This window comes from Pseudomonas sp. Larv2_ips (genome assembly GCF_963879675.1).
Taxonomy (GTDB): Bacteria; Pseudomonadota; Gammaproteobacteria; order Pseudomonadales; family Pseudomonadaceae; genus Aquipseudomonas.
In genome coordinates this window covers 53,953-65,151 of sequence record NZ_CAWOAW010000010.1, presented here as the reverse complement: position 1 = coordinate 65,151, position 11,199 = coordinate 53,953, and the positions used below count along the sequence as shown (strand labels likewise).

General features: G+C 63.5%; 8 protein-coding genes. 7 read left to right on the top strand and 1 reads right to left on the bottom strand.

Annotated elements, in window-relative coordinates; all coding sequences use genetic code 11:
* Positions 1-486 precede the first annotated feature (486 nt).
* The 6 genes from kdpF to AACV02_RS04075 all read left to right on the top strand — a co-directional run bounded on the left by kdpF (position 487) and on the right by AACV02_RS04075 (position 8,676).
* Positions 487-648: a K(+)-transporting ATPase subunit F gene (gene kdpF / locus AACV02_RS30835; protein ID WP_349815687.1), complete on the top strand. Its 162-nt coding sequence runs from the start codon at positions 487-489 to the stop codon at positions 646-648.
* Between the two features lie 107 nt (positions 649-755).
* Positions 756-2,462: a potassium-transporting ATPase subunit KdpA gene (kdpA, locus tag AACV02_RS04095; protein ID WP_119735566.1), complete on the top strand. Its 1,707-nt coding sequence runs from the start codon at positions 756-758 to the stop codon at positions 2,460-2,462.
* A gap of 10 nt (positions 2,463-2,472) precedes the next feature.
* Positions 2,473-3,120 (top strand): K(+)-transporting ATPase subunit C, encoded by a 648-nt coding sequence (kdpC, locus tag AACV02_RS04090; RefSeq protein WP_106580703.1) that lies wholly within the window; start codon positions 2,473-2,475, stop codon positions 3,118-3,120.
* 12 nt (positions 3,121-3,132) lie between these two features.
* Positions 3,133-5,202: a potassium-transporting ATPase subunit KdpB gene (gene kdpB / locus AACV02_RS04085; RefSeq protein WP_119735565.1), complete on the top strand. Its 2,070-nt coding sequence runs from the start codon at positions 3,133-3,135 to the stop codon at positions 5,200-5,202.
* Between the two features lie 133 nt (positions 5,203-5,335).
* On the top strand, positions 5,336-7,987 hold the full coding sequence (locus AACV02_RS04080; protein WP_119735564.1) for a sensor histidine kinase: 2,652 nt from the start codon (positions 5,336-5,338) through the stop codon (positions 7,985-7,987).
* The gene (locus AACV02_RS04075) at positions 7,984-8,676 is read left to right on the top strand and encodes a response regulator (RefSeq protein ID WP_106580700.1); all 693 of its coding nucleotides are present in this window, start codon (positions 7,984-7,986) and stop codon (positions 8,674-8,676) included. The genes AACV02_RS04080 and AACV02_RS04075 overlap by 4 nt, the downstream gene beginning before the upstream one ends.
* Here the strand turns inward: AACV02_RS04075 and AACV02_RS04070 are convergent.
* Positions 8,636-9,559: a LysR family transcriptional regulator gene (locus AACV02_RS04070; RefSeq protein WP_119735563.1), complete on the bottom strand. Its 924-nt coding sequence runs from the start codon at positions 9,557-9,559 to the stop codon at positions 8,636-8,638. The genes AACV02_RS04075 and AACV02_RS04070 overlap by 41 nt on opposite strands.
* 103 nt (positions 9,560-9,662) lie before the next feature.
* Here AACV02_RS04070 and AACV02_RS04065 point away from each other — a divergent pair, with 103 nt between their 5' ends.
* Entirely contained in the window at positions 9,663-11,177 is a 1,515-nt protein-coding gene (locus AACV02_RS04065) for an MFS transporter (protein WP_119735562.1), read from the top strand.
* Positions 11,178-11,199 lie beyond the last annotated feature (22 nt).

Here is an 11,199-nt window from a genome sequence, read left to right as displayed (position 1 = left end):
CACCGAGTGGTGGGGCAAAGACCTTTTGGTTACTTTTGGGGCGTTTGCCAAAAGTGACCCGCTGTAAGAGCGGAACCCCAAGCCGCCGTTACCGCAGCAACGGATATGTACTCCCCCCCACCAGCCCGTAAAGAACCCGTATAAATTCCAACTTCCCCATAACGATTACGTCGTCCCTATTGAGCAACTAACCCCCCACGCTCTACCGTCACGTCCTACCCCCAAAACCCGTAGGAAGTCATCGTGGAAAGTTCAACTTTAGGCATGGTCGTCCTGTCAATGATTGCGCTCTTCGGCACCGCCGCGTTTTGCTTCGAGCACCTCGCCACCCGCGGCGAAAAGAAAAAGAAAGCCAAATAAGCTGATCACTGAAATCAGCAGAACCCCAGTTTTTCAAGGGATACCCCGGCACCGGGCTATCCCTTGTTTTCGTTCGTCCAGCCAAAACCCATCTATATACCGTCTTAATACCGCCCCCTGTAATCAGTGCCCGGGCTTGATACCCAAGCGCATAACCTCCCCCGCTTCTTCAACAAGGGGAGTTACACCGTGCTCACACTGACCTTCATTTATGTCGCCAGCGGCTTATGTGCCGTGGGCCTGTTCGCTTACCTGGGCTACGCCCTCATCCGCGCTGAAAAGTTCTAGGGAGTCCGCCATGTACGACGTGATGTTTATCGGCCTCTCCCTGATGTTTTTTGTTGCGACTGCCATGGCCATTGTCGCCATGGGCAAGCTTTGAACGGAGCCACGACATGCTAAGCACTCTGCTGGAATTTGCGCTGGTCCTGGGGTTGATGACCGGGCTCGCCGTGCTGATGGGCAAGTGGCTGACCCGGGTGTTTACCGGGACCGGCCACGCCCTGCCGGAACGTTTTACCTATCGCCTGCTGGGCATCAACCCGCTGGAGACCATGGGCTGGGCCCGCTATGGCTCAGCGCTGCTGCTGTCGAACGCGGCGATGATGCTGCTCGGCTATATCGTTCTGCGCTTGCAGGCGCTAATGCCGATCAACCCGCTGGGGCTGGCCGCGCAAACCCCGGACCTGGCGTTCAACACCGCCGCGTCCTTTATTACCAACACCAACTGGCAGGCGTACTCGGGTGAAACCAGCCTGTCGAACTTCAGCCAGATGGCCGTCATCACCTTTCTGATGTTTGTCGGCGCCACGTCCGGCGTGGTCGCGGCCGCAGGGTTTATTCGCGGATTGAGCCGCTCAAGCTCGGACGACATCGGCAACTTCTGGGTCGACTTCACTCGCACCCTGTACCGGGTGATGCTGCCGCTGTGTGTGGCCATGGCGCTGGTGTATGTGTGGCAAGGCATGCCACAAACCTTCGCCTCACAAGCCTTGGCGACAACCCTGGAAGGCGCGCAGCAACAGCTGATCGTCGGCGCGGTCGCCAGCTTTGAATCGATCAAGCACATCGGCACCAACGGCGGCGGCTTCTTCAGCATGAATGCCGCGCACCCGTTCGAGAACCCGACGCCGCTGACCAACATCCTGCACATCCTCAGCATGCTGCTGATCCCGTCGGCACTGACCTACACCTTTGGCAGCATGCTGCTGCAACGCCGTCAGGGCTGGGTGTTTTTCGGCACCTTCCTGGTGATGTTCATCGGCTTCCTCGCGCTGGTGTACGGCGCCGAGCAAACCGGCAACCCGTTGCTGACCCAAGCCGGCGCCAACCAGACGCTGTCGATCGAGCAAAGCGGCGGCAACATGGAAGGCAAGGAGCTGCGTTTCGGCATCGCCGACAGCAGCCTGTTTATTGCCACCACCACCGCAGCCACCACGGGTTCGGTCAATGCCATGCACGACTCGCTGACGCCCATGGGCGGCTTCGTGCCGTTGGCGCAGATGATGCTCAACTGCGTGTTCGGCGGCGACGGCGTGGGCTTTATCAACCTGATCCAGTACGCGCTGCTCACGGTGTTTCTGGTGGGCATGATGATTGGCCGTAGCCCGGAATTCCTCGGCAAGAAAATCGAGGCCCGCGAGATGAAACTGGTGATGCTCTCGGTGCTCGCGCACCCCATCAGCATTCTTGGTTTCACCGCCCTCGCCGCCCTGTGGCCGGACACCATGGCCAGCCTCAACAACCTCGGCCCACACGGGTTCAGCGAGGTGCTCTACGCCTACACCTCGGGCACCGCCAACAACGGTTCGGCGTTTGCCGGGCTGAACGCCAACACACCCTTTTTCAATACCACCATTGGGCTTGCGATGTTGATCGGGCGCTTCTTCACCATGCTGCCGATGCTCGCCGTGGCCGGTTCGCTGGCGATGAAAAAGACCGTGCCGGCCGGCGCCGGGACCATCCCCACCGCGACCCCGCTGTTCATGCTGCTGGTGGTGTTCGTGGTGCTGGTGGTCGGTGGCCTGACTTTCTTGCCGGCGCTCGCGCTCGGCCCGCTGGTGGAGCAACTGCAGTTGCTGTCCGGCCAGACGTACAACTAAGGACATGTTGATGACGACTCAATCGATATTCAAAGGGCTGCTGCGTCCGGTGCTGGTGTCGGCAGTGTTTTTCATGCTGCTGACCGGCCTGGCGTACCCCGCTTTCACCACCGTGGCAGCGCAACTGTTGTTCCCGTATCAGGCCAGTGGCTCGCTGATTGAACGCGACGGCCTGGTGATCGGCTCAGCGTTGATCGGCCAAAACTTCACCAAACCCGAGTACTTCCAGGGCCGCCCGAGCATGACCCTCGGCGCCGACCCGCAAGACCCGAGTAAAAGCGTGTCGCAGCCCTACAACGCCGGTTCCAGCGGCGCGAGCAACCTGGGCCCGACCAGCCAGAAACTGCTGGACCAGGTCGCCGCACGCGCCAAGGCCTATCGCCAGGACAACGGCCTGCCGGCCGACGCCCCGGTGCCGGTGGACGCGGTCACGGCTTCCGCCTCGGGCCTCGACCCGCATATCTCGGTGGCCAACGCCCGGCTGCAACTGGCACGGGTAGCGCGCTTGCGCCATATCCCCGAGGCCGACCTGCTGCAACTGCTCAACGACCACACCGCCGCACGCACCCTCGGCCTGCTCGGCGAGCCACGGGTGAATGTGCTGCAACTCAACTTGGCGCTGGATGCACATCAGCCCTCTATTGCGGTCAGTGAGTAAGAGATTGCCCTCATGAAAAATGCTCGTTTACCTCTGTTTGATCGACGCATCGTGCTCACTGCCGGCGTCGACGCGTTGAAGAAATTGCTGCCTCAGGCGCAATGGAAAAACCCGGTGATGTTTGTGGTGTACCTGGGCAGCATTCTCACCACCCTGCTGTGGTTCCAGTCCCTGGGCGGCAAGGGTGAAGCGCCCAGCGGTTTCATCCTCAGCATCACCTTGTGGCTGTGGTTCACCGTGCTGTTCGCCAACTTCGCCGAAGCCTTGGCCGAAGGCCGCAGCCGCGCCCAGGCCGCCAGCCTGCGCGGCATGAAACGCCAGACCCTGGCCAAGTTGTTGCAGCAACCGCGCCACGGCGCCGCCTGGCTACCGCTGGAAGCCGGCCTGCTGCGCAAGGACAACGTGGTGCTGATCGAAGCCGGCGACCTGGTGCCGCTGGACGGCGTGGTGATCGAAGGCGTGGCCTCGGTGGATGAAAGCGCGATCACCGGCGAATCGGCACCGGTGATTCGCGAGGCCGGTGGCGACTTTTCCTCGGTCACCGGCGGCACGCGGGTGCTGTCGGATTGGCTGGTGGTGCGCATCAGCGTCAACCCCGGCGAATCGTTCCTGGACCGCATGATCTCGATGGTTGAATCGGCCAAGCGCCAGAAGACGCCCAACGAAGTTGCGCTGACGATTTTGCTGGTCGGCCTGACCCTGTTGTTCCTGCTGGTGATCGCCACGCTGAGCCCGTATTCGATCTTCGCCGTGGCCATGAGCGGCAGCGGCAGTGTGATCAGCGCCACGGTGCTGGTGGCTTTGCTGGTGTGCCTGATCCCCACCACCATCGGCGGCCTGCTTTCGGCCATCGGCGTGGCGGGCATGAGCCGGATGATGTCGGCGAACGTCATCGCCACCTCGGGCCGGGCGGTCGAAGCCGCGGGCGATGTCGACGTGTTGCTGCTGGACAAGACCGGCACCATCACCCTGGGCAACCGCCAGGCCAGCAGCTTCTTGCCTGCGCCGGGTGTGAAGGAAGCCGAACTGGCGGACGCTGCGCAACTGGCGTCCCTGGCCGACGAAACCCCGGAAGGCCGCAGCATCGTGGTGCTGGCCAAGCAGAAATTCGACATCCGCGCGGGCGACATCAACGCCCTGGGCGCAAGCTTTGTGCACTTCACCGCGCAAACGCGCATGAGCGGTGTGGACTTGCCCGAAGGCCGTGCGATTCGCAAGGGCGCGGCGGATGCGATTCGCAGCCATATCGAAGCGCTGGGCGGGAATTTCCCGGCAGCATTGCAGGCCAAGGTCGATGAAGTGTCGCGACGCGGCAGCACGCCGTTGGTGGTGTGCGACGGCGCCAAGGCGCTGGGCGTGGTGGAGCTTAAAGACGTGGTCAAAGGCGGCATCAAGGAGCGCTTCGCCGAGCTGCGGCGCATGGGCATCAAGACCGTGATGATCACCGGCGACAACCGCCTGACCGCCGCCGCGATTGCGGTGGAAGCCGGCGTGGATGACTTCCTCGCCGAGGCGCGCCCGGAAGACAAGCTGCAATTGATCCGCGACTACCAGGCCCAGGGCAAGCTCGTGGCCATGACCGGCGACGGCACCAACGACGCGCCGGCACTGGCCCAGGCCGATGTGGCGGTGGCGATGAACAGCGGCACCCAGGCCGCCAAAGAGGCCGGCAACATGGTCGACCTCGACAGCAACCCGACCAAGCTGATCGAAGTGGTCGAGGTGGGCAAACAGATGCTGATGACCCGCGGCGCCCTCACCACCTTCAGCGTGGCGAATGACGTGGCGAAGTACTTCGCAATCATCCCGGCGGCGTTTGTCGCCACCTACCCGCAGCTCGGCGCGTTGAACGTGATGCACCTGAGCAGCCCCAACTCGGCGATTCTCAGCGCGGTGATTTTTAACGCGTTGATCATTGTCGCGCTGATTCCGCTGGCACTGCGCGGCGTGACGTACCGCGCGATCGGCGCGGCGGCGCTGCTTAACCGCAACTTGCTGATCTACGGGCTGGGCGGTGTGCTGGTGCCGTTTGCCGGGATCAAGTTGATCGACATGCTGCTTAGCGGGTTGGGTCTCGTGTAGCACCGCCAAACCAATGTGGGAGCGGGCTTGCTCGCGAAAGCGGAGGGTCAGTCAGTGCATGTGTGACTGACCCTCCGCATTCGCGAGCAAGCCCGCTCCCACAGGTAACAGCACTGTATTCACCAGGAAGAATATGCCCGCATTAAACGATGACCGCCCCGACCCCGACGCCTTATTGGCCCGGGTACAGCTGGAAGAACAGGCCGCCTTGCGCGGCAAATTGCGTATCTACTTTGGCTCCAATGCCGGCGTGGGCAAAACCTGCGCGATGCTCGCGGCGGCGCAACGCGAAGTTGCGCTGGGCCGCGACCTGCTCGCTGGCGTGATAGAAACCCACGGTCGCGCGGAGACCGCCCAGTGGCTCCAAGGCTTGGAACAACTGCCACGCGCCGCCCTGTTGCACCGCGAGTTCGCCCTCAGCGAATTCGACCTCGACGCCGCCCTGCGCCGGCACCCCGCGGTGGTACTGGTGGACGAATTGGCCCACAGCAACGTACCCGGTTCGCGCCACCCCAAACGCTGGCAAGACATTGAAGAGTTGCTCAGCGCCGGTATCGACGTGTGGACCACGCTGAACGTCCAGCACCTGGAAAGCCTGAATGATTTGGTCAGCGGCATCATCGGCATTCGCGTGCGCGAAACCGTGCCGGATCACGTGTTCGATAACGCCCACGAAGTGGTGGTGATCGACCTGCCGCCCGACGATCTGCTGCAACGCCTCAAGGACGGCAAGGTGTACCTGGGCCCGCAGGCCGAGCGCGCGTCGCGGCATTTTTTCCGCAAGGGCAACCTGCTGGCGTTGCGCGAACTGGCGCTGCGGCGCACGGCGGATCGGGTCGACACACAAATGCGCGTGTACCGCCGCGAGCGTTCGATCAGTACCGTGTGGCCCGCCCGCGAGCGCCTGCTGGTCGGCGTGGCGGGCGATGCTGGCGACGAGCGCCTGGTGCGCGAAGCTGCGCGGCTGGCGCAAAAACTCGAAGCCGACTGGATCGTGGTGCACGTAGCCGCGCATCAAGGGCGTGGCGCCAGGCGCTACCTGACGGCGATGAAAACCCTGGCGCTGGCGGCCGAATTCGGTGCCGACACCGCCACACTGCCGGGCATGGACGTGGCCGAGGCGCTGGCCGCCTGCGCCCGCGAGCACAACGCGAATCGCCTGGTGCTGGGCCATCATCCGCGCCGGGCCTGGCGGTTCTGGCATCAATCGGTCAGCGACCGGATCAGCCGGCACCACCCGCAAATCGATCAGATCGTGATTGCCCACGGGCTGCTGCCGGGCAAGCCGCCGGTCGTCGAAAAAACCGTGCCGGCGGCGGGCACCCGGCTGGCGTATCTGTGGGCAAGCCTGGCGTGTTTCGCCGCCACTGCGGTCGCCGCCCTGCTGCTGCAGGTGTTTGACCTGGCCAACGTGGTCATGCTGTTTTTGCTGACGGTGGTGCTGGTGGCTCTGCGGTTTGGGCGCGGCCCCGGTGTGTGGGCGGCGATGCTCGCGGTGCTGTGCTTTGACTTCTTTTTTGTGCAGCCGCGTTACTCGTTCACCGTCAATGACACCCAGTATTTCTTCACCTTTGCGCTGATGCTCGGCATCGCCCTGATCACCGGGCAACTCACCGCGCGCTTGCGCCACGAAGCCCGCACCGCCGCCGCCCGCGAGCGACGCGCCACCTCCCTGGCGCGGCTGGCCCGCGACCTGTCGGCCGCGTTGACGGTGGAGCAAATCAGCGAAGTGGCCCTGCGCACGTTCAGTGGCGTGTTTGAAGCGCGGGTCGGCCTGGCGCTGCCGGACGCCGCCGATGGCGTGCACAGTGTCAGCGCGAGCGGGCTGCCGATTGACGATAGCATCGCCCAATGGACTTACGACCACGGCCAGGCGGCCGGCCATGGCACCGACACGTTGTCGGCGGCCAACGGCTGCTATTTGCCGCTCAAGGCCCCGATGCGCGTGCGCGGTGTGCTGGTGCTGGAACTGGCCCAGAGCGAACGCCTGAGCGATCCGCAGGAACGCCGCCTGCTGGAAGCCTGCATGAGCCAACTGGCAATTGCACTGGAACGCGTGCACTTCGTCGAAGTGGCGCAAAGCACGCTGGTGCAGATGGAAGGCGAGAAAATGCGCAACACCTTGCTCGCGGCCATTTCCCACGACCTGCGCACGCCCCTGACCACACTGATCGGCGCCGCCGACACCGCCCTGCCCCACGCCCCACCGGGGCCGCTGACCGAGTTGCTCAATGGCATTCATGAACAGGCCACCTCGATGCAGCGCCTGATCGAAAACCTGCTGGACATGGCCCGCATGCAGGAACGCGGCGTGCGCCTGAACCGGCAATGGCATTCGCTGGAAGAAGTCGTCGGCAGCGCGTTGCGCCAGCTGCGTGAGCCGCTGGCGCACCACCGCGTGCTCACCGCGCTGGACCCGCACTTGCCACTGGTGGAAATCGACGCACTGTTGATCGAGCGGGTGCTGGTCAACCTGCTCGACAACGCTGCCAAGTACACGCCGCCGGGCTCGCTGATCACCGTTGCAGCCTGCTCGAGCGCGGGCAGCATCGTGCTGCACGTCAGCGACAACGGCCCAGGCAAAGCACCAGCCAATCTGTTCGAACCCTTCGCGCGCGGCCAGCAGGAGTCGTCCGTCGCCGGCATCGGCCTGGGCCTGGCGCTGGCCAAACGCATCGTCGAGGCCCATGGCGGGCGCATCGAAGCCAACCCCGGTCAGGTGGGCGGCATGCACTTCACTATCACGTTACCGGCGGGCACCCCGCCGCTTATGGAAACCCTATGAGCACTGCACGCATTTTGATTGTGGAAGACGAGGCCAACATCCGCCGCTTCGTCGGGATCGCCCTGCAAGACGAAGGGTTTCAGGTGTTCGAGGCCGACAGCGTCAAACGCGCGCTGATCCATGCCGCCAGCCGCCAGCCGGACCTGGTGATCGTCGACCTCGGCCTGCCGGATGGAGACGGCAAACAGCTGATCAGCGAATTGCGCGGCTGGCTGGCGGTGCCGATTCTGGTGCTGTCGGCACGTGATCGCGAGGAAGAAAAAGTCGCCGCCCTGGACGCGGGTGCCGATGACTACCTGACCAAACCGTTTGGCGTGCCCGAGCTGCTCGCACGCATCCGCGCACAGCTGCGCCGGCACGGGCAAACGGGTACCGCGGCGGCCACCAGCAAAGTGGCGTTTGGCGACATTGCCGTGGACCTGTCGACACATGAAGTGTGGCGCCAGGGGCAACCGGTGCACCTCACGCCCATCGAATACCGCCTGCTCTGTGCAATGCTTCGTGGCCAAAGCCGGGTGTTGACGCATCGGCAATTATTGCTGGAAGTGTGGGGCCTGGATTACATCGACCGTCCCCATTATTTGCGCGTGCACATGGCGCATTTGCGGCAAAAACTGGAGGCGGACCCGGCGCAGCCGCAGCACTTTATTACCGAGTTGCAAGTGGGGTACCGGTTGATGGGTTTGTAAACAGACGCTCAGCGGCAAAGTCCACGAACACGCGGATCTTGGGCGAGAGGTGCCGGCTGGAAGGCCACAGCGCCCAGAATTGGCCCTGGTCATCGGAGTGCCCGTCCAACACGGTGTCCAGCTGTGCCTGGGCCAGCGCCTCACGGGCCAGGAAGTCCGGCACATAGGCAATGCCATGGCCATCGACGGCGGCCCTGAGCATGGCTTCCATGTTGTTCAAGGTCAGCGCCGTGGGCAGGCGCAACTGGGTCATCGCGGGGTTGGCGGACAAGGTCCAATCCATGATTTTGCCGGTGGTCGCAAACCGATAACGCAGGCACTGGTGGTGTTCAAGATCACTGAGGGTTTGGGGTCGGCCATTGGCCTGCAGGTACTTGGGCGACGCACACAGCACAAAGCGAAAAGGCCCAAGCTTGCGCGCCATCAGTGTCGAATCGGCCAACCCACCGCTGCGGATCACGACGTCGAAACCCTCCTCGATCACATCCACCAGGTGGTCGTTGAAGTCCAGTTCCAGCTCGATCTCCGGGTAGGCTTTTCTGAAGGCGAGCATGTGCGGAAACAGAAAGCGATAGCCGATGGTAGGCAGGCTCACGCGCAGCTTGCCGCGCGGTGCCTGCATGGCATGCGAAAGCATCGCGCGGGCGTCGTGCAGGTCATCGAGGATCTTGCGGCTGCGCTCGTAGAACATCTGCCCTTCAGCCGTGAGGCTGACCTTGCGGGTACTGCGGTGCAGCAGCCGCACATTAAGCTCGGCCTCAAGCCGGGCGACATTTTTGCCCACCGCCGAAGCGGAAATCCCCAGCGTACGCGCCGCGCCTACAAAACTCAGGGCTTCTGCGGTTTTCACGAAGGCGATCACACCGCTGAGATCGTCCGTCACGTCATTGCATCCTTTTAGTCCGCTTTGAGCGGAATGTAGACCTGTTTATCCGCGATTACATCCTGATTAGAGTCTTTATCTTTATAGACCGACGGGAACGCCCATGAACGCAACCACTGAATCCGCGCCTGGCAGCTATGCCATTCTGGCGGCGATTTGCCTTGCGGCGCTGGTATTACCCATGAGTTTCACCGGCGGCGCCGTGGCCACGCCGTTTATCGGTGAGGCATTTGCGGCCCATCCTGCGCAATTGGCCTGGATTACCAACGCGTTCATGCTCAGTTTCGGCAGCCTGTTGATGGCCGCTGGCACCCTGGCCGACCGCTATGGGCGCAAGCGGTTGTTTTTGTCGGGCATGTTGCTGTTTACCGGGGTGTCACTGCTGCTGGCCGTGGCCCCGGGCATTGTGTGGCTGGATATATTGCGCGGCGTGCAAGGGGTTGCGGCAGCCACTGCGCTGGCCAGCGGCTGCGCGGCACTGGCGCAGGAGTTTGACGGGCATGCGCGCACCCGAGCCTTCAGCCTGCTGGGCAGTACGTTTGGCGCGGGGTTGGCATTCGGCCCCCTCGTGTCGGGGCTGCTGATTGGACAGTGGGGTTGGCGCGCGGTATTCCTCACCACGGCGTTGCTGGCGGGCCTGTCGCTGTTGTTCGCCGCCCCCAAAATGCGCGAGAGCCGCGACCCGCAGGCGCTGCGCCTGGACCTGGCCGGCGTACTGACGTTTTCGGCCATGCTGGTGACCTTGACGACGGCGGTCATCCTGGCCCCCGAACACGGTTGGGCCTCATCGACGATCCATGCCCTGCTCGCGTCAGCAGCCCTGTTTTTGCTGGTGTTCATCCTCGTGGAACATCGCGCCAGCCAACCGATGCTGGCGCTGGAGTTGTTTCGTTTTCCCCGCTTTATCGGCGTGCAGTTGCTGCCGATCGGCACCTGTTACTGCTACATCGTGTTGATCGTGCTGCTGCCGCTGCGGTTTATCGGTGTGGAGGGTGCCAGCGCGTTTGACGCGGGGTTGATGATGCTGGCGTTGTCGGCGCCGATGCTGGTGGTGCCGATTATTGCGGCAAGCCTCACGCGCTGGCTGTCGGCGGGACTGCTGTGCGCTATCGGCCTGCTGATTGCGGCGGCAGGCCTGTACGGGTTGAGCCTGGTCAACGTCGGCCACCCCGTGCAGACCGTCGCCGCGATGCTGGTTATCGGCATCGGCACCGGGGTGCCATGGGGGTTGATGGACGGCCTGGCGATCAGCGTGGTGCCTAAAGAACGCGCGGGGATGGCGGCAGGAATTTTCAATACCACCCGCGTCGCCAGTGAAGGTGTGGCGCTGGCAATCACCCTGGCGGTATTGAGTGCGTTGGTCGCGCGTCATCTGCAAGCCGGCACGGCGCAGGACGTGTCGGTGATTGCCCAGCAGTTGGTCATGGGCGATGCCCGACACGCCAGTGCGACCCTGCCACTGGCAGGGCTGCGCACGGCCTACCTCGCAGGCTTCAACACCTTGCTGCAAGGGTTGGCGGGGCTCACCCTGCTCACGGCGGCGGTGGTGTTCGCGTTTCTGAGCCGACGCGAGGTCGCGCCGATCCCCACGGCGCCCGCCGTTGAATCGCCGAGCTGAATCGCAGGCAAAAAAAAGCCCG

What these genes read in the sequence shown, in the direction of transcription:
- kdpA (WP_119735566.1), top strand. Translation starts at nt 756, where the DNA reads ATGCTAAGCACTCTGCTGGAATTTGCGCTGGTCCTGGGGTTGATGACC.
- kdpC (WP_106580703.1), top strand. Translation starts at nt 2,473, where the DNA reads ATGACGACTCAATCGATATTCAAAGGGCTGCTGCGTCCGGTGCTGGTG.
- kdpB (WP_119735565.1), top strand. Translation starts at nt 3,133, where the DNA reads ATGAAAAATGCTCGTTTACCTCTGTTTGATCGACGCATCGTGCTCACT.
- AACV02_RS04080 (WP_119735564.1), top strand. Translation starts at nt 5,336, where the DNA reads ATGCCCGCATTAAACGATGACCGCCCCGACCCCGACGCCTTATTGGCC.
- AACV02_RS04075 (WP_106580700.1), top strand. Translation starts at nt 7,984, where the DNA reads ATGAGCACTGCACGCATTTTGATTGTGGAAGACGAGGCCAACATCCGC.
- AACV02_RS04065 (WP_119735562.1), top strand. Translation starts at nt 9,663, where the DNA reads ATGAACGCAACCACTGAATCCGCGCCTGGCAGCTATGCCATTCTGGCG.